The organism is Pelagibius sp. (assembly GCF_965227505.1).
Classification (GTDB): Bacteria; Pseudomonadota; Alphaproteobacteria; order Kiloniellales; family Kiloniellaceae; genus Pelagibius.
The window spans coordinates 1,286,753-1,305,832 of record NZ_OZ245757.1; the positions used below are offsets into that span (position 1 = coordinate 1,286,753).

18 protein-coding genes are annotated in these 19,080 nt (G+C 67.3%); 9 read left to right on the top strand and 9 right to left on the bottom strand.

Annotation, left to right across the window (positions count from 1 at the left end; all coding sequences use genetic code 11):
- The first annotated feature begins 155 nt into the window (after positions 1-155).
- Together ACO06P_RS06200 and ACO06P_RS06205 are read left to right on the top strand one after the other, a co-directional pair.
- Entirely contained in the window at positions 156-380 is a 225-nt protein-coding gene (locus ACO06P_RS06200) for a hypothetical protein (RefSeq protein ID WP_420349134.1), read from the top strand.
- A 62-nt stretch (positions 381-442) separates the two neighbouring features.
- On the top strand, positions 443-1,318 hold the full coding sequence (locus ACO06P_RS06205) for a methyltransferase domain-containing protein (RefSeq protein ID WP_420349135.1): 876 nt from the start codon (positions 443-445) through the stop codon (positions 1,316-1,318).
- A 233-nt stretch (positions 1,319-1,551) separates the two neighbouring features.
- Here the strand turns inward: ACO06P_RS06205 and gcvA are convergent, their stop codons facing one another.
- Positions 1,552-2,499 (bottom strand): transcriptional regulator GcvA, encoded by a 948-nt coding sequence (gcvA, locus tag ACO06P_RS06210; protein WP_420349136.1) that lies wholly within the window; start codon positions 2,497-2,499, stop codon positions 1,552-1,554.
- 128 nt (positions 2,500-2,627) lie between these two features.
- Between gcvA and speB the strand changes: the two genes are divergently transcribed.
- From speB to ACO06P_RS06240, 6 genes are all read left to right on the top strand, one after another.
- Positions 2,628-3,677, top strand: a complete 1,050-nt coding sequence (speB, locus tag ACO06P_RS06215) for an agmatinase (RefSeq protein ID WP_420349137.1) — start codon at positions 2,628-2,630, stop codon at positions 3,675-3,677.
- Positions 3,678-3,791: 114 nt separating this feature from the next.
- Positions 3,792-4,898 (top strand): ABC transporter substrate-binding protein, encoded by a 1,107-nt coding sequence (locus tag ACO06P_RS06220; protein WP_420349138.1) that lies wholly within the window; start codon positions 3,792-3,794, stop codon positions 4,896-4,898.
- Between the two features lie 107 nt (positions 4,899-5,005).
- Positions 5,006-6,043, top strand: coding sequence for an ABC transporter ATP-binding protein (locus ACO06P_RS06225; RefSeq protein WP_420349139.1), 1,038 nt, complete (start codon positions 5,006-5,008; stop codon positions 6,041-6,043).
- Positions 6,040-6,894, top strand: a complete 855-nt coding sequence (locus ACO06P_RS06230) for an ABC transporter permease (protein ID WP_420349140.1) — start codon at positions 6,040-6,042, stop codon at positions 6,892-6,894. Before ACO06P_RS06225 ends, ACO06P_RS06230 begins: the two co-directional genes overlap by 4 nt.
- A 16-nt stretch (positions 6,895-6,910) precedes the next feature.
- Positions 6,911-7,714 (top strand): ABC transporter permease, encoded by an 804-nt coding sequence (locus ACO06P_RS06235; protein WP_420349141.1) that lies wholly within the window; start codon positions 6,911-6,913, stop codon positions 7,712-7,714.
- On the top strand, positions 7,714-8,490 hold the full coding sequence (locus ACO06P_RS06240) for a carbon-nitrogen hydrolase family protein (protein WP_420349142.1): 777 nt from the start codon (positions 7,714-7,716) through the stop codon (positions 8,488-8,490). The genes ACO06P_RS06235 and ACO06P_RS06240 overlap by 1 nt, the downstream gene beginning before the upstream one ends.
- A 59-nt stretch (positions 8,491-8,549) precedes the next feature.
- Here the strand turns inward: ACO06P_RS06240 and ACO06P_RS06245 are convergent, their stop codons facing one another.
- The 8 genes from ACO06P_RS06245 to ACO06P_RS06280 all read right to left on the bottom strand — a co-directional run bounded on the left by ACO06P_RS06245 (position 8,550) and on the right by ACO06P_RS06280 (position 17,618).
- Positions 8,550-9,221 (bottom strand): GNAT family N-acetyltransferase, encoded by a 672-nt coding sequence (locus tag ACO06P_RS06245; RefSeq protein WP_420349143.1) that lies wholly within the window; start codon positions 9,219-9,221, stop codon positions 8,550-8,552.
- Positions 9,222-9,357: 136 nt separating this feature from the next.
- The gene (ppdK, locus tag ACO06P_RS06250) at positions 9,358-12,042 is read right to left on the bottom strand and encodes a pyruvate, phosphate dikinase (protein ID WP_420349144.1); all 2,685 of its coding nucleotides are present in this window, start codon (positions 12,040-12,042) and stop codon (positions 9,358-9,360) included.
- A 98-nt stretch (positions 12,043-12,140) separates the two neighbouring features.
- Positions 12,141-14,228: a glycine--tRNA ligase subunit beta gene (gene glyS, locus ACO06P_RS06255; RefSeq protein WP_420349145.1), complete on the bottom strand. Its 2,088-nt coding sequence runs from the start codon at positions 14,226-14,228 to the stop codon at positions 12,141-12,143.
- A complete protein-coding gene (locus tag ACO06P_RS06260) occupies positions 14,228-15,151 on the bottom strand; it encodes a glycine--tRNA ligase subunit alpha (RefSeq protein ID WP_420349146.1) in 924 nt (307 codons plus the stop codon). The genes glyS and ACO06P_RS06260 overlap by 1 nt, the downstream gene beginning before the upstream one ends.
- 148 nt (positions 15,152-15,299) lie before the next feature.
- On the bottom strand, positions 15,300-15,599 hold the full coding sequence (locus tag ACO06P_RS06265) for a hypothetical protein (protein WP_420349147.1): 300 nt from the start codon (positions 15,597-15,599) through the stop codon (positions 15,300-15,302).
- A 102-nt stretch (positions 15,600-15,701) separates the two neighbouring features.
- A complete protein-coding gene (locus tag ACO06P_RS06270) occupies positions 15,702-16,592 on the bottom strand; it encodes a S49 family peptidase (protein WP_420349148.1) in 891 nt (296 codons plus the stop codon).
- A gap of 61 nt (positions 16,593-16,653) precedes the next feature.
- Positions 16,654-17,406, bottom strand: a complete 753-nt coding sequence (locus ACO06P_RS06275) for a tRNA1(Val) (adenine(37)-N6)-methyltransferase (protein ID WP_420349149.1) — start codon at positions 17,404-17,406, stop codon at positions 16,654-16,656.
- The gene (locus tag ACO06P_RS06280) at positions 17,403-17,618 is read right to left on the bottom strand and encodes a DUF2007 domain-containing protein (RefSeq protein ID WP_420349150.1); all 216 of its coding nucleotides are present in this window, start codon (positions 17,616-17,618) and stop codon (positions 17,403-17,405) included. The genes ACO06P_RS06275 and ACO06P_RS06280 overlap by 4 nt, the downstream gene beginning before the upstream one ends.
- Positions 17,619-17,978: 360 nt before the next feature.
- Here ACO06P_RS06280 and ACO06P_RS06285 point away from each other — a divergent pair, with 360 nt between their 5' ends.
- Entirely contained in the window at positions 17,979-19,001 is a 1,023-nt protein-coding gene (locus tag ACO06P_RS06285) for a polyprenyl synthetase family protein (protein ID WP_420349151.1), read from the top strand.
- Positions 19,002-19,080 lie beyond the last annotated feature (79 nt).

Below are 19,080 nucleotides of genomic sequence, written 5' to 3' on the forward strand. Positions count from 1 at the left end.
GAGGGCAACCTCCAAAGGACTCCGATCGCCTCTATACCACGGGTTGAAGCGGGCCGTAACGATTGGGCGAATCTCCCTGCTCCCGTTAACCCTTGTTAAGCATCTTGCGGGGATACTGGCGTGGCCCGTTGACGGCAGACAAGGGAAGAGCCCCGATGAGCAAGCATCTGGTATCGGCCGACAATCCGAACGGCCAGCGCAGCGAGGAACTGCTGGCGGAGATCCGCGCCGAGATCCTGGGCCGCATGGCCGCCTATGCCGAGGACCCGCGCCCGGAGGCCAAGACTGTGCTGGAGAACAACCTGGAGATCGCCCAGCTTCTGACCGATGCCATCCATCTGGCGGAGGTCAACTCCCAGACCCTGGCCGAAGACCTCTAGGACCCGGCCCGTGCAGCGCAGAACCGACCCGCGGGCCGATCCGCGGAAAGCCTTGCGGGCCTATGCCCGCCGGTGCCATGCTCGCGATCCTTATGAGCCGGTCACCCAACGTCGCCTCGCACTACGCCCGGGAAGGCGCGCCGAGCGGGCGCATCCTCTCCGCGCTTACGGCCGCCGGTAAGGACCTCTCCCGCCTCAGCCCGGCGGACCTCATCCCCTACGATCAGTTTCACCTCCGCGGCCACGAGGCGACGGAGGAATTGGCTCAACTCCTCTCACCCCAGGCCGACGCCGTGGTGCTGGACCTGGGCTGCGGCATCGGCGGCCCGGCGCGCTGGCTGGCCGACCAGCGCGGCTGCCGCGTTATCGGCATAGACCTCACCCCGGACTACTGCCTGGCGGCGCAGGAACTGAGCGCCCAGGTGGGGCTCGCCGAACGCGCCGGTTTCGTCTGCGGCGACGGCCTCGCCCTGCCCTTCGCCGACGCCAGCTTCGACCAGATCTGGACCCAGCACGCCGCCATGAACATCGCCGACAAGGCGCGGCTCTACCGGGAGGTGGCGCGGGTGCTGAAGCCCGGCGGGCGCTTCGGGCTCTACGACATCATGGCCGGCGCCGCCGGCGACCCCCATTTCCCCGCGCCCTGGTCCAACACACCGGAGTGGAGCCACCTGACGGCACCGGCAGCGGTGCGCGAGGCGCTGCTCGCCGCCGGCCTGAAGGAACGCCACTGGCGCGACCTCACCGCGGAGGCCAGGGCCTGGAGCGAGAAGGTCATCGCCGCCCAGCAAGCCGCAAAAGGCACAAATCCCCAGAACCCCGTGGGGCCCGCAATCATCCTGGGCCCGGCCTTCGCCGAGATGTTCGCCAACCTGAGCCGCAGCCTTGCCGAGAACCGGGTCACCGTGGTCCAGGGCGTCTTCGACAAGCCGGGCTGAGCACCGGCGAACCCTTCCGCTCAACAGAAGGCCCCCTCACCCTCCCGCTGACGCGGGCCCCTCCGTCTCCCACGAGGGGAGAGGGCCTTTAACGCCGCCTCAGAGTTACCCCCTCTCCCCTGGTGGCAGAGGGTTGCGCAGGCTTGGCGAGCGCAGCGAACCCCTTGCAGTACTGATGGGCCGGAGCTGGGTGAGGGGGAACTGCCGCCGGCCGAACAAAGGGCGCCAGTTCCCTACCCGCCCTTGCGACCCCGTCTGAGGACGCGGCGGCCGACGGTCTGGACCTCGGTACTGGCGTCCTCCTCGTCGCGGACGGCGAAGAGCCAGTCGATGAAGACACTGGCGATGGGCGCTGCCTTCACCTCGTTGCGGCAGACCACGTAGAAGCTGTCGATGGCCGGCACCGCCAGGTCGAAGGGCGCGACCAGGCTGCCGCGGGCCATCAGGGTGCTGGCGGTCCGGCTGTCGCCGATGGCCACGCCGTTGCCCTGCAGCGCCGCCTCGACGGCAAGACGGGCGTCGCTCATGAAGTGATGGCGGCCCTTGCTGAGTTCCAGTGCCCGCGCGACGGTCAGCCAGGTCTGCCATTCCCGCCCTTCATCGGCGTGCAGCAGCACATGGTGGGCAAGGTCCTTCACAGACCGCAGGGGGCGGCTGTTCAGCAGGGTCGGGCTTGCAACCGGAAACAGCTCGATGTCGGACCAGTGCCGCACCCAGCAGTCGCCCCAGGTGCCCTGCCCGTAGCGGATGCAGACATCGACGTCGGGGTCGAAGACCGCCTCGGGATCGTTGCCGCCGGTCAGGCGCAGGCGCACCCCCGGGAACTGCTCGGAAAAGCGGCTGAGACGCGGGATCAGCCAGAGCGACAGCAGCGCGGGCACGCAGCTCACCACCAGATCGCCGCCGGTGGAGGGCCGGGTCATCCGCGCCGTCGCCGTCGCAATGTCCTGGAAGGCGTTCGAAAGCGTGGGCAGCAGGGCCGCGCCGTGGGGCGTCAGCTTGACCCGGCGCGCGCCGCGTTCCAGTAGCGCCACGTTCAGCGCCGCCTCCAGGCTGCGGATCTGATGGCTCACCGCACCATGGGTGACGTTGAGTTCCTTGGCGGCGCGGGAAACCGAGCCGTGCCGGGCCGCGGCCTCGAAGGCGCGCAGGGGATTGAGGGGTGGCAGGCGGGCGGACATGGCGACACTTCTATGTGATTTTTTCTCACATAAGACCGTATAACAATGTCAATTGCTCTCGCAACAGGCCTTCCGCGATACTGTGACCCAAGGAAAACGAAGGGTTTGCGCGGGGGCAGGCGGCGATCATGGCATGGGATGCGGACAAGCTGGCGGCCTTGCGGGAGAAGTACGCGCAGGGCCACGGGGGCGATGTCTTCGATCCGGCGTACCGCAAGGTGGCCGACCAGATCTTCGATGCGAGCGGCACCCGCATGGCGCCCTATGCGGGGATCTCGACGCTGCTCGACGCACCACAGCGCGAGATTGATCCGCAGGACCCCGACTTCGGCGACCTTCAAGTCGCGCTGATCGGCGTGCCCATGGACCTTGGTGTGACCAACCGCCCCGGCGCGCGCTTCGGGCCGCGGGCGCTGCGCACCATCGAGCGCATCGGGCCCTACAATCACGTCATGGCCTGCGCGCCGACCTACGATCTGCGCGTCGCCGATGTGGGCGACGTTCCCTTCGCCAGCCGCTACCGGCTGGAGGGCAGCCTCGACGACATCGAACGCTACTTCGAGAAGGTGCACGCCGCCGGCGTGGTGCCGCTCTCCGTCGGCGGCGACCACTCCGTCACCTATCCGATCATGAAGGCCATCGGCCGCGACCAGCCCGTCGGCATGGTTCACATCGATGCCCATTGCGACACCGGCGGGTCCTTCGACCACAGCAAGTTCCACCATGGCGGGCCGTTCCGCAACGCGGTGCTGGACGGCGTGCTCGACCCCACCCGGACGATCCAGATCGGCATCCGCGGTTCGGCGGAGTATCTCTGGGAGTTCTCCTTCGACAGCGGCATGACGGTGGTTCATGCCGAGGAAGTGCCGAAGCTGGGAATCGCCGCCGTGGTGGAAAAGGCCCTGTCGGTCGTCAGCGAAGGTCCGACCTACATCTCCTTCGACATCGACGGCATCGATCCCGCCTTTGCGCCGGGCACCGGCACGCCGGAGGTCGGCGGCCTGACGACCCGGGAAGTACTGGCGATCCTGCACGGCCTGAAGGGCATCAACGTTGTCGGCGGAGACGTGGTGGAGGTGGCGCCGCAGTACGACACCACCACCAACACCGCCCATGTGGGTGCGCAGGTTCTGTTCGAGATTCTCAGTCTGATGGTTTACAGCCCACGGTTCGCGTGAAGGCTGGTGTTGGGGCAAACCCAACCGAAACAGGGGGAAGGTCCAGTCAATCAGGCCACGCCAAGTGGCCTCAGCAACGACAATGCCAGAAATGACAGTGGAGGTAGGTGAGAGATGAACAAGCGAATTGCCAAGAGCGGCATCAGCCGCCGGAGCCTGATGGCCGCGGGACTCGCAGGGGCGGGGGTCGCCGCGGCCGGCGCCCTCGCCATGCCGACGGTGCTGCGCGCGCAGGACCGCTCGCTGAAGGTCGGCGTCTACGGCGGCTACTTCAAGGATTCCTTCGACAAACACATTTTCCCTGAGTTCACCAAAGCCACCGGCATCGCCGTGGAGTCAGTGGCGGAACCGACGGGTGAGGCCTGGCTGGTCCAGCTGGAGCAGGCCGCCAAGGCCGGCCGCGCGCCCGCCGACGTCTCCATGATGTCCCAGGTCGCCATGCTCAAGGGCCAGGCGATCAATCTCTGGACCGCGCTCGACCGGAACCGTATGCCGAACAGCGAGAACCTGATCGGCGAGTTCGTGAACAGCTATCCCGACGGCCGGGTGGCCGGCATCGGCGCCGTGGCCTGGTACATCACCCTGGTGTCGAATACCGAGGCCTATCCCGAGGCACCGACCTCCTGGGCGGCTCTGTGGGACGGCGCCAACCAGGACAAGCTCGGCCTGCTCGCCCTCGTCTCCAACTCCTTCCTCCTGGAGGTGACGGCCAAGACCTACATGGGCGGCACCGATGCCCTCGACAGCGAGGAGGGGCTGCTGAAGGCCTTCGACAAGCTGGCCGAGGTGAAGTCCAACGTGCGGCTCTGGTACCGCGACGAGGCCCAGTTCGAACAGGCTCTCAAGTCCGGCGAGATTCCCATGGGCCAGTACTATCACGACGTCACCGGCCTGGCGGCGGCCGACGGCCACCCGGTGCGCTCGACCTTCCCCAAGGAGGGCGGCATCCTCGACAGCGGCTGCTGGGCGCTGTCGCGCGCCTCGAAGAAGTCCGACGAAGCGCACATCTTCATCGACTACATGAGCCAGCCGTCGATCCAGGCCACCATGTCCCGCAAGGTCGGCACGGCACCGACGGTGAAGCGCGATCTGCTCGATCTGACGGGCGACGAGTTCGCCTCCGTTTCCTCAGAGATCGATCCGATCATACCGCGCTACGACCTTTACCAGACCAAGTCCGACTGGCTTAATCAGAAGTGGACAGAGCTGATCGTCGGCTGAAGACCACGCCGAACGAAACCGAGGGGGCCTGAGGGCGCCGCCACTTCCGGCGGCGGCGCCCTGCCCTGTCGCCCATCAGCGCTGTCGACACGCAACGCGGGGACGCCATGTCGGGACTGGCCCTTGAGGGCATCGCAAAGCGCTTTGGCGCGCTGACGGCGGTCGACGATCTGTCGTTGACCGTTCCCCACGGCACCTTCGTCTGCCTGCTGGGCCCATCGGGCTGTGGCAAGACGACCCTGCTGCGCATGATCGCCGGTCTGGAATCGCCCAGCGCCGGACGCATCGTGCTGGACGGTGCGGAGATCACCGACCTGCCGACCCACAGGCGCGACTTCGGCATGGTCTTCCAGTCGCTGGCGCTGTTTCCGCACCTGAACGTCCGGGACAACATCGCCTATGCCCTGCGCATCCGCGGCGTTCCCAAGGCCGAGCAGGAGGCGCGCGTCGCCGAGCTACTCGATCTCGTCCACCTGCCGGACTTCGGCAACCGGCCGGTCGGCAAGCTTTCCGGCGGACAGAAGCAGCGGGTGGCGATCGCCCGGGCGCTCGCGGTCTCGCCGCGGCTGTTCCTGCTCGACGAACCGCTCTCCGCCCTGGATGCCAAGCTGCGCGAAGCCATGCAGGTCGAACTGCGCCAGCTGCAGCAGAAACTGGGCATCACCACCATCGTCGTCACCCACGACCAGCGCGAGGCCATGACAATGGCCGATCTGGTGGTGGTCATGGGCGAGGGGCGCATCCGCCAGGCGGCGGCGCCGGTCGAGATCTACCGGAGGCCGGCCGATGCTTTCGTCGCCGACTTCATCGGCTCCACCAACCTGCTCGACGTCGCCGCGAACGGCAGCGGCCACGCGCTGGTCGACGGCATCCCCCTGCCCGGCGTCGCCCTGCCGGCGGGCCTGAAGCGGGCGCGCCTTTCCATCAGGCCGGAGGACGTGCGCCTGACCGCCCCGGCGGAGGCACCGCTGACCGGGCGGGTGACCTTTCTGCGCGACCTCGGCGGCACCGTGGAGACCTTCGTCGCTGTGGCGGGCACCACCGTCATCGCCGTCTCCACGCCGCGCGAGCGCCCCCAGGTCGCTGCCGGCGACGCCATCGGTATCCAGCTTCCGCCCGAGGCCTGCGTGGTGCTGCCGCAATGAGGCGGGAGCGGGCCAGAACTCTCTCCGACCACCTGCCGCTGGCCTTTCCGGCGGCCATGCTGGTGGTCTTCTTCGTCGTGCCCTTCGGCATCATGATCGCCGTCAGCTTCTTTCGGCGCCAGCAAGGCGGCTTTTACACCGTCGACTTCGTGCTCGCCAACTACGAGCGGTTTCTGACGCCCTTCTTCGGCAGCGTGCTCGGCTTCTCGCTGTTCCTGGCCGCGGCGGTGGCCGTCTGCTGCGTGGCCCTGTCCTTTCCCTTCACCAGCTTCCTGGCCGGGCGCAGCCGCCGGGTCCAGGTCTATTGGCTGGTCGGGCTGCTCGCCATTCTCTCCCTCTCGGAAGTGATCATCGGCTTTGCCTGGTCGACTCTGTTCTCGCGCACCGCCGGGGTCAGCAACCTGCTGGTCGCCCTCGGCCTGATGGCGGAGCCCAAGGCTCTGTTGCCGGGCTTTGGCGCTGTGCTGACGGGGATGGTCTACCAGGCCCTGCCCTACACGATCCTGCTGCTCTATCCCTCCTTCATGCGCCTCGACCCGACGTTGCTGGAGGCTGCCCGCACCCTCGGCGCCTCCCCCCTGCGCGGCTTCGTCACCGTGGTCGTTCCGGCGCTGCGCAACACCATCGTCGCCACCCTGATCATGGTCTTCGTCTTCGCGCTCGGCTCCTACCTGCTGCCGCAGATCCTCGGGCGGCCGCAGCACTGGACGCTTTCGGTGCTGATCACCGACCAGGCGATCTACCAGTCCAACATGCCTTTCGCCGCGGCCATGGCGGTCTTCCTGGTGCTGATTTCGCTGGCGCTGGTGGGCCTGACCCTACTGGTCGGCGGCCGGCGGGAGACCGCGTGATGCCGGAGCGCAGGCCATGACCGCAAGCTGGCTGCGCCGCGGCTACATGGCCCTCATCGCGCTCTTCCTGGCGGCGCCCCTCGCCGTGGTCGCCGGGGTCTCGGTGAACGAGAAGCGGACGCTGCTGTTCCCGCCCGAGGGCTTTTCCCTCGCCTGGTACGCCGACATCTTCGTCGAGCCGGAATGGCGCAGCGCCCTCCTCGCCTCCCTCGGCCTCGCCGCCCTCTCCGCCGCTCTGGCGGTGCTTATCGCCCTGCCGCTCAGCTGGTTCTTCTGGCGCCGCGTCGCGCCCTGGGCCCGGATCTTCCAGTTCCTGGGCGTCGCCCCTTTCATGCTGCCGCCGGTGATCACCGCGCTCGGCTTCCTCTCTTTCTGGGCGACCGGCGGCTTCTACGGGGCGCCCTGGACGGCGGTCATCAGCCACGCCATCTTCTTCGTGACCTTGCCGCTGGTCACGCTCTCGCTCGGCTTTGCCTCCATTGACCGCTCCCTTGTCGAGGCGGCGGCCACCATGGGCGCCGACGACCGCAGGGTCTTCCGCACCGTCGTCGTACCGCTGATCACGCCCTACATGATCTCCGGCTTCGCCTTCGCCTTCGTGCTGTCGCTGAACGAATACATCGTCGCCTACATGACTGTCGGCTTCACGATGGAAACCCTGCCCATCAAGATCTTCAACGCCCTGCGCTATGGCTACACGCCGACGATGGCCTCGGTCTCCATCTTCTTCGTCGCCATCGCCGCCCTGGTGGTCGGGCTGATCGCACGCTACGGCGACCTGCCGAGGTTGCTGGGCGCCTGGACCGGCGAGGAGCGGTGATGCGCATCGCCGCCCTGCAGATGAAGGCGGCCGCGGGCGACGTCGCAGCGAACCTAACACGCATCGAGGCCGCCGCCCGAGAGGCGGCCGCAGGCGGTGCGCGGATTCTGATTACGCCGGAACTGGCCACCACCGGCTACGGCGCCGGCGCGGTCATCGGCGACCTGGCGGAGCCGCTGGGCGGGCCGCAGGTGAAACACCTGGCCGCGATCTCCGAAGCGCACGGCCTTGCGATCGTCGCCGGCTTTGCCGAGCGCGACGGGTCCCAGGTCTTCAACAGTCTGGCCTTGGTCGACGGCGCTGCGGCGCCCATCGCCTACCGCAAGATGCAGCTCTACGGGGACTACGAACGGGCGCTCTTCTCCCCGGGACCGCTTCAGACCACGCTTTGCACCATCGGCGAGCTGACCTTCGGCTTTCTGATCTGCTACGACGTGGAGTTCCCGGAGGCGGTGCGGGCGCTGGCGCGGGCCGGCGCCGAGGCCGTGCTGGTGCCCACGGCCCTGCCCGAAGGCCCCTTCGCGGGCTTCATCGCGACCTCCGTCGTGCCGGTGCGGGCCTTCGAGAACCAGCTGTTCATTGCCTACGCCAACCACGCCGGGCAGGACGACGCCTTCACCTATGCCGGTCTGTCGCGCATCGTCGGGCCCGACGGTTCCGCCCTCGCCGCCGCCGGCCCGAATGAGGACGGCGTGATCTTCGCCGACACCGACCCGGACGCCTTTGCGGAAAGCCGGGCCGCCAACACCTACCTGACCGACCTGCGCGGGCGCTGAGCTCAGGACCTGCCGGTCCGATGGTGTGCCGTGATCGCTGTACCCATCGGCCGGCGCCGTCAATCAGCGAGACTCGCCTTGAACTTGGTCAGCCCGGGGAACGCGTGATCGAAATAGGCAGGGTGAAAGGTGGTGTAGGGCTCGAAGTGCTTCTCGTAGAGCGCCTTCGCCGCGTTGTTGCCATGAATGACCATTATCCCGAGACTGGCGGCACCTTTCTCCCGCGCCTTGTCGAAGGCTGCGCGCATCAGCGCGTCCCCGAGGCCCTGGCCGCGGAATCCGGGTGCGACAGCGACGGATTCGACGATCAGCTCTGCCTGCGGCTTCAGGAAATCCACCCCGCGGCTCCAGATCCCCTGATAGGCCGCACGGAACGCGGCGGTTGTCTCCGACGTCCAGGAAAGAGCGCCGGCGACCCGATCCAGCCTGTCCAAGTTCAGCGGCCCCTGCGCTGCCCGTTCATCCGGTGCAAAGACGGCGCAAGCGGCGGCTGGCGTGGTCTCCACTTCAAAAACGATGAAATCCTCCACCGCGCCCCAACTGGACGCCCCTTCGCGCAGCACCGCCTCGAGGAACAGCATGGTGTCTGAGCCGCTGTCCTGCAGTAGATCGTCCCAGAACGAGCGGCCAAAGGGCGGCAGCGACGCTTCGAACTCCGTCCGCGCCAGAAAGGGTACATCGGCCGCGACGGCGGCGCGGGCTGAGAGGTCCGAGCGCCGTTGCGCAGTCATGACAGCCTCCTTTGCACAAAGACTGTATGTGAGAGCCGAAGCACGGCGGTTCAACACTTCAAGGCTGCACTGCGTCAGGCGCTGAAGAGCTTCCTCAACCCATGAACCAAGCGCACCTGCGCCCGATGCAAAGCCCCTAACGCCCGACCGCGCCGATGGCGTGGCCCGTAAGTGCGGCCTGGGCAGCGGCCAAGCGGGCGATGGGCACGCGGTAGGGCGAGCAGGAGACATAGTCCAGCGGCACCGTCTGGCAGAAGGCGATGGAGGCAGGATCGCCGCCATGCTCGCCGCAGATGCCGAGCTTGATGTCCGGCCGGGTCCCGCGGCCGCGCTCGGCGGCGATCAGCATGAGCTCGCCGACACCTTCGGGGTCCAGCGAGATGAAGGGGTCCTGCTCGATCAGTTCGCGCTGCTCGTAGGCGCCGAGGAAGTTGCCGGCGTCGTCGCGCGACAGGCCGTAGGCGGTCTGGGTCAGGTCGTTGGTGCCGAAGGAGAAGAACTCCGCCCCCTCGGCGATCTGGCCGGCGCGCAGGCAGGCACGCGGCAGTTCGATCATGGTGCCGACGAGGTAGCCGATCTCCACCTCCTCGGCATTCCGCACCGCCTCTGCCACCTTGTCCACCAGCTTGCGCAGCACAGTGAACTCCTGCTCGATGGAGACCAGCGGGATCATCACCTCGGGCACCACCGTCTTGCCGGTCTCCTTCGCGACCGCGGCCACCGCCTCGAAGATGGCGCGGGCCTGCATCTCGTAGATCTCCGGATAGGTGATGCCGAGCCTGCAGCCGCGATGCCCCAGCATGGGGTTGGTCTCGACCAGCTTCAGGGAGCGCGCCCGCACCTGCTCCTCGGAGAGCCCGGAGGCCTTCGCCACCTCGGCCACCGCCGCATCCTCGTGCGGGAGGAACTCGTGCAGCGGCGGATCCAGCAGGCGGATGGTGACGGGCCGGTCGCCCATCTCCTTGAACAGGGCGACGAAGTCGTCGCGCTGGTAGGGCAGCAGCTTGTCCAGAGCCTGACGGCGCTTCTCGCCGGAATCCGCCAGGATCATTTCGCGCATGGCGACGATGCGCTGCGCATCGAAGAACATATGCTCGGTCCGGCAGAGCCCGATGCCTTCGCAGCCGAAGGCCACGGCCACCTTGGCCTCCTGCGGGGTGTCACAGTTGACCCGCACGCCCATGCTGCGATGCCGGTCGGCCCAGCTCATGACGGTGGCGAAGTCGCCGGAGAGTTCCGGCTGCACGGTGGGCACCGCACCCTGCATGACCTCGCCGGTGGAGCCGTCCAGGGTGATGAGATCGCCCTCGCGCAGCTCCAGGTCGCGCACCCGCATGACACCGCTCTTGTGGTCGATGCGCAGCTCGCCGGCCCCGGCGACGCAGGCCCGGCCCATGCCGCGCGCGACCACCGCGGCATGGCTGGTCATGCCGCCGCGGGTGGTGAGAATGCCGACGGCGGCGTGCATGCCGTGGATGTCCTCCGGCGAGGTTTCGGTGCGGCAGAGGATGACGGTTTCCCCGGCCCCTGCCTGAGCCTCCGCCTCGTCGGCGGTGAACACGATCTTGCCGGAAGCCGCCCCCGGCGAAGCCGGCAGGCCGCGGGCGATCACCTTGCGTTCGGCCTCGGGGTCGAGTGTCGGATGCAGCAACTGGTCGAGGCTTGCCGGATCGATCCGCAGCAGCGCCTCCTTCTCGTCGATCAGCCCTTCGGCCACCATCTCGGCCGCGATCTTCAGGGCGGCGGCGGCGGTGCGCTTGCCGGTGCGGGTCTGCAGCATGTAGAGGGTGCCGCGCTGCACCGTGAACTCGATGTCCTGCATGTCCTTGTAGTGCTGCTCCAAGGTCAGGCGCACGTCGTTCAGCTGTCCGAAGACCTCCGGCATCACCTCTTCCATGGCAGGCAGCTTGGAGCCGTTCATCTTCTTGCCGTGCAGGGTGAGATTCTGCGGCGTGCGGATGCCGGCGACCACGTCCTCGCCCTGGGCATTCACCAGATACTCGCCATAGAACGAGTTGTCGCCGGTGGCGGGGTCGCGGGTGAAGGCGACGCCGGTGGCGCAGTCATCGCCCATGTTGCCGAAGACCATGGCCTGCAGGTTCACCGCCGTGCCCCAGTCCGCCGGAATGTCGTGCAGGCGGCGGTAGGTGATGGCGCGCTGGTTCATCCAGGACCCGAAGACGGCGCCCACCGCGGCCCAGGCCTGGTCGCCCGGCGACTGGGGAAAGGGCTCGCCGGTCTCGGCCAGAACCTTGGCCTTGTAATCCTCGATCACCTTGGCCCAGTCCTCGGCGGTCAGCTCCGTATCCAGCATGTAGCCGTGGTCTTCCTTGGCGAGCTCCAGGATTTCTTCGAAGTGGTGGTGGTCGACCCCCAGCACGACGTCGCCGAACATCTGGATGAAACGGCGATAGCTGTCATAGGCGAAACGCCGGTCGCCGGCGTTGCGGGCCAGACCCTCCACCGTTTCGTCGTTGAGGCCGAGGTTGAGCACGGTGTCCATCATGCCGGGCATGGAGGCCCGCGCGCCGGAGCGCACGGAGAGCAGCAGAGGGTTCTTCGGGTCGCCGAACTTGGCGCCGACCAGGTCTTCGATCCTCGTCAGCGCGGCATTCATCTGGTCCCTCAGGTCATCAGGGTACTTGCGGTCGTGCTCGTAGAAATAGGTGCAGACCTCGGTGGTGATGGTGAAGCCGGGGGGCACCGGCAGACCGATGGCCGACATCTCCGCAAGGTTTGCGCCCTTGCCCCCAAGGAGTTCCTTCATCTCGGCCCGGCCGTCGGCCGCGCCGCCGCCGAAGCTGTAGACCCAAGTCGTCATGATTTGCGATCCGTTTCCTGCCGGTTGCTGTCCAACTCAACTTGCACGCCATCTCAACTTGCATGCTGCGGGCGGCTGATCCGCCGCCTCTGTTCTCGTCAGCCCTCGATCTTGGAGAAGTCGGCCACCTCCGAGAGCGTCGCGCCGATGGCGCTCAGGAGATTCAGGCGGTTCTCCCGCAGGGCCGTCTCCTCGGCATTCACCGTGACTTCGTCAAAAAAGGCGTCGACCGGTTGGCGCAGTCGCGCCATGGCCGCCATGGCGCCGGTGAAGTCTTCACAGACTATCGCAGTCTGGGCACCTTTGGCTGCATCGCCGAGGTGAGAAAAAAGGGCCTTCTCCTCGTCCTGCGCCAAAGCGGCTGACTCCACCGCGCCCTGGTAGGCGCGTTTGTCCTTCTTGGCCTCGATCCGCACGATGTTGGCGGCGCGGCGATAGGCGACCAGAAGATTGGCGCCGTCGTCGCTGTCGAGGAAGGAGCGCAGGGCCTCGACCCGGGCGAGCAGGCGCACGAGGTCGTCCTCGCCGCCGCGCGCCATGACCGCGCTGATGAGGTCGTGGCGCACGCCCTGATCGCGGAGCACGACCTTCAGGCGCTCCCCGAAGAAATCCAGCAGGTCGCCGGAAACATCCGCCGCCGAAAGGCCGGTATACTCGGCTTGCGCTGTCGCGAAGACATCGTTCAGCGGCAGGCGCAGCTTGTTTTCGACGATCAGGCGGATCACGCCCAGGGCGGCGCGGCGCAGTGCGTAGGGGTCCTTGGAGCCGGTCGGCTTCTCGTCGATAGCCCAGAAGCCCACCAGGGTGTCGATCTTGTCGGCCAGGGCGACACAGACACTGACCGGCGCCGAGGGACAGGCGTCGTTGGGGCCGAGCGGCGCGTAGTGTTCGGCGATGGCCTCCGCCACCGCCGGGCTTTCGCCGTCGTTGAGCGCGTAGTAGCGCCCCATGATTCCCTGCAGTTCCGGGAACTCGCCCACCATGCCGGTGATGAGGTCGGCCTTGGCGAGGCGCGCCGCAGAGCGGACCTGATCGCGGTCGGCGCCCGGCACATGATCGCTGATCGCCACCGCGAGGCTCTGCAGGCGGGAGACCTTTTCGGCGAGCGTGCCCAGCCTCGCATGGAACACGATCTCCTCCAGCGCCGGCACCCGCGCCGAAAGCGACTGTTTGCGGTCCTGGTCCCAGAAGAAACGGGCATCGGCCAGGCGGGCGCGCAGCACCCGTTCGTTGCCGGCAACGATGGTCTCGGCGCGGTCGCTGCCCGCCGGCGCATCCATGTTGGCGACCACCAGAAAACGGTCGGCCAGGGCGCCCTCGGCGGTCTCGGTCGAGAAGTACTTCTGATGGCTGCGCATGGAGGTGGAAAGCACCTCCGCCGGCAGATGCATAAAGTCTTGATCGATACGCCCCATCAGCACCTGCGGCCATTCCACGAGCCCGGTGACCTCGTCCAGCAGACCGGGATCCTCCTTCACGGCGACGCCTTCGGCGCCGGCCAGTTCATGGCACTGCGCCGCAATGATCGCTCGCCGCTCCGCAGGGTCCAGGATCACCTTGGCCTTGTGCAGCTTGTCACGGTAGTCGGCAAAGCCGGCCACGGCAAAGGAGTCCGGCACCAGGAAGCGATGGCCGCGGGTGGTGTCGGCGAACGAAAGCCGGCGCTCCTCCCCCATCTCGAAGCCGCCCTCCAGCGCCTTGCCGTCGAAAACCGCCACGATGTGGTGCAGAGGACGCACCCAGCGCTGGCTGTCGTCGGCCCAGCGCATGGACTTCGGCCAGGGCAGCTCGGCAATGGCCTTGGCCAGGACCTCCGGCAGCACCGCCACGCTCGGCCGCCCGGCAACCTCGCGCACGGCGAAGTAAAAGCTGCCCTTGGGGGTTTCCCTGAGCTCCGCCTCGTCCACGGACGCCAGGCCGTTGGCCTTCAAAAAGCCTTGGACCGCCTGCTCGGGGGCGCCCACCTTGGGGCCTTTCTTCTCTTCCGAGAGATCGGGCTGCTGCGCCGGGATACCGTCGACGACCAGCGCCAGGCGGCGCGGCGTGGCGTAGGCTTGGGCAGACCCAAAGGTGAGATTGGCCGCCTTCAGCCCCTCGGCGACCAGACGCTTCAGATCCTCCGCGGCGCGGCCCTGCATGCGCGCGGGGATCTCCTCGGAAAACAGCTCGACCAGCAACTCGGCCATCAGCCTGCCCCGCCGTCCTGCGCCGGGTCCTGGGTGGAAACCCAGGCCTCGCAGCAGGCCTTGGCCAGATTGCGCACGCGGCCGATGTAGGCCTGGCGCTCAGTCACGGAGATGACCCCGCGCGCGTCCAGAAGATTGAAAACGTGGCTGGCCTTCATGCACTGGTCATAGGCGGGCAGCGGCATGGGCCGGCCGTTGCGCTCGCCGAAGGTGAGGATCGACTGACACTCGGCCTCCGCGTCCTTGAAGTGCTGAAACAGGATTTCGGTGGTCGCGGCCTCGAAGTTGAACGCGGAAAACTCCTGTTCGGCCTGCAGGAAGACATCGCCGTAGGTCTTGCCGCCCTGATCCTTGGGCACGCCGTCCCAGTCCAGGTCGTAGACGTTCTCGACGCCCTGGACGTACATGATCAGGCGCTCCAGCCCATAGGTGAGCTCGGTGGAGACCGGATTGCAGTCGATGCCGCCGACCTGCTGGAAGTAGGTGAACTGGCTGACCTCCATGCCGTCGCACCAGACCTCCCAGCCCAGGCCCCAGGCGCCCAGGGTCGGGCTTTCCCAGTCGTCCTCAACAAAGCGAATGTCATGGTTCAGCGGATCGATGCCGATGGCGCGGAGCGAGTCCAGGTAGAGATCCTGGCTGTCGGCCGGCGAGGGCTTCAGGATCACCTGGAACTGGTAGTAGTGCTGCAGGCGGTTGGGGTTCTCGCCGTAGCGCCCGTCGGTGGGCCGGCGCGAGGGCTGCACGTAGGCCGCCTTCCAGCTTCCCGGACCCAGCGCCCGCAGGGTGGTAGCCGGATGGAAAGTCCCTGCCCCTACCTCCAGGTCATAAGGCTGGAGGATGACACAGCCCTGGCGGGCCCAGAAATCCTGAAGACGCAGGATCAGCCGCTGGAAACAGGTGTCCGGATTGGCGTCAGGCATGGCGTTGGGACTGTTTGCCCGGGTTGGCACCCCCGGCAACCTTTACTCAGACCGTTGCTTGAGCGGTCCAGGATGCTGCACCGCGGTAAATGCGGGCCGAACCTTAGCGGGGGCCCAAAGCCGAATCAAGCCAAGGCGTCGCAGGGCGCTACCGAAGCGCGCAGTTGCCGCTGGATCTGGCTTCGGTACCCGCAGCGCACTTGCTGCCGGCCTGTACGTAGGCGCCGCAGGCGGGGCACTGCACGAGGTCCGCGACTTCCGCGCCGCTGCCATCCTCGGCTTTACGCGCCGTACTGGTCTTCTGCGGCTTCTTTGCCTCGGCGGCACGCAGTTTGGCTTCGGCCTTGCGCGCCTGCTGCAGGCGGCCGAGAAACTTGAAGCCATACCAGACCGCGGCGATGACCAGCCCCAGGACGATGAGCTTCTGAATCGAAGGCAATCCGAACATGGCGGCATTTAGCGACGGCGCCGCCCCAGGGTCAAGCAACGACGGACAAGAGAGGGGCAAGCGAGAGGGGCAAGCAACCGGACCGGGTGAAGGGAGGCCGCCCTAGAGGCCGAAGCGCGACCACAGGGCCCGTTCTTCGACGGCGGCAATCAGCCCTGCGGCCCAATCCTCCGGCCCCGGCAAGGCGGCCTGGAACAGCGGCCCGTCGTCGCCGGCACGGCCGCGCCCCACACCCAGGCGCTTCAACAGACGCCGGGGGCCCTGGACGCGGCGCAGCCGCACCCGCTTGCCGAAGCGGTCGCGCAGCACCTGGCGCAGTTCGCCCTCGGAATCGGCAAGACCGAGTTCCACGGCCCGGCCGCCGGCCCAGAACTCGCCGCTGAACAGCTCCTCCTCCGAGGCTTTCAGGCGATGCCCGCGGCGGTCGCGCACGGTCTTCTTGAAGACGTCGTGCAGATCCTCCTGAAGGGCCTTCAGACGGGCCACGTCCTCGGCGTTTTCCGGCCGGAAGGGGTCGAGCGTCGACTTATGCTCGCCGGCGGTGTAGACGCGGCGCTCGACGCCGACCTTCTCCATCAGTTCGGTAAACCCGAAGCCGGAGGTGATAACCCCGATCGATCCCACGATGGATGTCGGCTGCACAAAGATCTCGTCGGCAGCACAGGCCAGCCAGTAGCCGCCGGAGGCGGCGACGTCCTCGCAGAACGCCAGAACCGGCTTCTCCTTCTCCCGCGCCAGATCGCGGACCCGCTTGGCGATCAGGGCGGACTGAGCGGGCGACCCGCCCGGCGAATTGATGATCAGGGCCACCGCGCTCAGCCGCGGCAGGGCGAAGGCCCGCTCTATCAGCGGCTCCATGCTGGCAAGGCTCATGCCGCTGCGCAGAGGGCCAAAACCACCGATCACGCCGGACATGCGCAGGACCGCCACTTCGGGGCGGCTGGGGCGCAGCCAACGGAATGTCAGGATATCGATAATGCTTCGTAACGCCATGGCATGAACATAAGGCTTAAGAGCGCTCTTTCCAAACCTCCGGCGACATGACCGGCGACTTTCAGACCTGGAGCGTCAAAGGCTTTGCCGCCCGCAGCACCGCTTCCGCGGCCTTTGAGTAGGAGCCGTCGTCCCGATGCAGCACCAGGCCCGGCAGCAGCCGCAGCGGGGCCGCTGTTCCCTTGCGCGCCTGCACGATCACGCGCTTGGCCGGCTCGCCCCGGTGCGGCCACAGCGGCAAGACGGTCAAGCTGCCGCAGCCGGCCGCGCAAAGCGTGAGAATCTCCTCCAGCCGCTCGGCACGGTGGATCAGGGTCAGGCTGCCCTTGGGCCGCAGCAGCAGCATCCCACAGCGCATCCAGTCGTCGAGGGAGGCCGCCCCCTCCACCGTCGCAATGCGCCGGGCCTTATCGTGCGAAACACGGGCCGCCGCCGGATCCAGGTAGGGCGGGTTCATCATCACATGGTCGAAGCGCCCGGAGCCGAAGCAGGCCGGCGGATCGCGCACGTCGCCCTGGTGGGCGGCCAGGTCGGGACCGACATCGTTCAGCTCTCCGTTCTGCCGCGCGAGCGTTACAAGCCGCGGTTGAACCTCCAGCCCTACCACCCGGACCTTGGGCAGCCGGCGCAGCAGGCAGAGGCCCGCCGAAGCGACGCCACACCCCAGATCGGCCACCGTCTCGCCCGGCAAGGCCGGCACAGCGGCGGCCAGCAGCACCGGGTCGATCGCCGCCCGATAGCCGCCCGCGGGCTGGCGCAGGCGCACCCTGCCGTCGAGCAGGCTGTCTTCGGTCAGGGCGAGCGGCTCGTTCAAGAACTGGTTTCCTCCCCCGCATCGGCCATCACCTGTAGCGCTCTTTCGTAGTCCTGGTCCCCCACCATCAACCGCCGTGGCAGAATACCGATGGACCCCTCCATCACCGAGGTGTGGTGATCCAGCACCAGGATATCGATCCCGGCGTCGGCGAGCAGCGCTTCCAGCCAGGAAAGCTTGACCATGTCGTTGGTACGCAGCAGTTCTTTCATTGCCGGTCAATCTTCCTGTTCAGGGTGTTTGCGGGTCCGGTGTCTGACATGGGCCGTTGTCTGGTCTTGGTTCCGATCCGGGTATGTATATAGGGACGCCGGAGACAGAGGCAGGGGCGCTCCCTCACCCGCTTCGGCCAGCCCCGCGGCCGCGCGCCTTTCGTCGCACCTGGAGGTATCGTGCTTGACCGCCCGGCGGTTAATCCTATGCTGCCTTAAGTGCCCCAAATCAAGCGTTACACCCGTCAAGGGACCGATTTGGGCCATGGGCCCGGGCAGTGTGGCGGCGCAGAAGCGCTGGTTGCCGGGCTTTAGAGACGGGCTATTGAGGAGGGGACGGTCGAAGGTGAGAGGACGGTTGTGGCGCTAGTCGCCGAAGTCGGCAAAGAGCAGAAGGGTCAGGACCGGAACGGGCTTGAGCCTCTGATCGCGCTTGTTGCCGAGGACCTGCAGGCGGTCAACCGCCTGATTGTGACCCACATGGACTCGCCCGTCGCCCTCATTCCCCAGTTGGCGGGCCACATCGTTGCCGCCGGCGGCAAGCGCCTGCGACCGATGCTGACCCTGGCCTCCGCCAAGCTCTGCGGATACCGTGGGGAGCGCCACCTGGGTTTGGCGGCCTGCGTCGAGTTCATCCACACCGCGACGCTGCTGCACGACGACGTGGTAGACGCCAGCGATCTGCGCCGCGGACTGGCAACCGCAAACGCCGTGTGGGGCAACAAGCCGAGCGTTCTGGTCGGCGATTTCCTGTTCAGCCGCGCCTTCCAACTGATGGTCACGGACGGCAGCCTCGATGTCTTGCGCATTCTCTCCAACGCCTCTGCGGTGATCGCCGAGGGCGAGGTGCTGCAGTTGATGACCGCAAACGACATCAGCTCCGACCAAAGCACCTATATGGAGGTCGTAGAGGCCAAGACGGCGGCGCTCTTCGCCGCGGCCTGCCGGGTCGGCGCCGTGGTTGCAGAACAGCCGGAGGCCGAGGAACTGGCGCTGGAGCGCTTCGGCCGGGATCTGGGTATCGCCTTTCAACTGGTCGACGATGTGCTCGACTATTCCGCCTTGCAGGCCGAGTTGGGCAAGTCCGTCGGCGACGACTTCCGCGACGGCAAGATCACGCTGCCGGTGGTCCTCGCCATCCAACGCGGCAACGACGAAGAGCGGGCGTTCTGGCGCCGCTGCCTGGAAGACCAGGACCATCAGGACGGCGACCTGGAACACGCCATCGCCCTCATGCAACGCCACGGAACGCTGGAAGACGCCATGGCGCAGGCGCGCCGTTATGCGGACTCGGCCAGCGCCGCCCTGGACCGCTTCCCCAAGAGCGCGACCAAAACCGCCCTGCAGGACATCGCCGGGTTCTGCGTCGACCGGGCTTACTGACGGGGCCCACTGACCGGGCCTTCTGACGGGGCCTTCTGACGGGGCCTTCTGACGGGGCCGCCAATCGGGCCCTGCTGAT

Bases quoted from the DNA above. Each gene is read 5' to 3' on its own strand.
- ACO06P_RS06205 (WP_420349135.1), top strand. From the start codon at position 443: ATGCCCGCCGGTGCCATGCTCGCGATCCTTATGAGCCGGTCACCCAAC.
- ACO06P_RS06220 (WP_420349138.1), top strand. From the start codon at position 3,792: ATGAACAAGCGAATTGCCAAGAGCGGCATCAGCCGCCGGAGCCTGATG.
- ACO06P_RS06235 (WP_420349141.1), top strand. From the start codon at position 6,911: ATGACCGCAAGCTGGCTGCGCCGCGGCTACATGGCCCTCATCGCGCTC.
- ACO06P_RS06200 (WP_420349134.1), top strand. From the start codon at position 156: ATGAGCAAGCATCTGGTATCGGCCGACAATCCGAACGGCCAGCGCAGC.
- ACO06P_RS06225 (WP_420349139.1), top strand. From the start codon at position 5,006: ATGTCGGGACTGGCCCTTGAGGGCATCGCAAAGCGCTTTGGCGCGCTG.
- ACO06P_RS06280 (WP_420349150.1), bottom strand. From the start codon at position 17,618: ATGAAAGAACTGCTGCGTACCAACGACATGGTCAAGCTTTCCTGGCTG.
- ppdK (WP_420349144.1), bottom strand. From the start codon at position 12,042: ATGACGACTTGGGTCTACAGCTTCGGCGGCGGCGCGGCCGACGGCCGG.
- speB (WP_420349137.1), top strand. From the start codon at position 2,628: ATGGCATGGGATGCGGACAAGCTGGCGGCCTTGCGGGAGAAGTACGCG.
- gcvA (WP_420349136.1), bottom strand. From the start codon at position 2,499: ATGTCCGCCCGCCTGCCACCCCTCAATCCCCTGCGCGCCTTCGAGGCC.
- ACO06P_RS06260 (WP_420349146.1), bottom strand. From the start codon at position 15,151: ATGCCTGACGCCAATCCGGACACCTGTTTCCAGCGGCTGATCCTGCGT.
- ACO06P_RS06265 (WP_420349147.1), bottom strand. From the start codon at position 15,599: ATGTTCGGATTGCCTTCGATTCAGAAGCTCATCGTCCTGGGGCTGGTC.
- ACO06P_RS06230 (WP_420349140.1), top strand. From the start codon at position 6,040: ATGAGGCGGGAGCGGGCCAGAACTCTCTCCGACCACCTGCCGCTGGCC.
- ACO06P_RS06245 (WP_420349143.1), bottom strand. From the start codon at position 9,221: ATGACTGCGCAACGGCGCTCGGACCTCTCAGCCCGCGCCGCCGTCGCG.
- ACO06P_RS06240 (WP_420349142.1), top strand. From the start codon at position 7,714: ATGCGCATCGCCGCCCTGCAGATGAAGGCGGCCGCGGGCGACGTCGCA.
- glyS (WP_420349145.1), bottom strand. From the start codon at position 14,228: ATGGCCGAGTTGCTGGTCGAGCTGTTTTCCGAGGAGATCCCCGCGCGC.
- ACO06P_RS06270 (WP_420349148.1), bottom strand. From the start codon at position 16,592: ATGGCGTTACGAAGCATTATCGATATCCTGACATTCCGTTGGCTGCGC.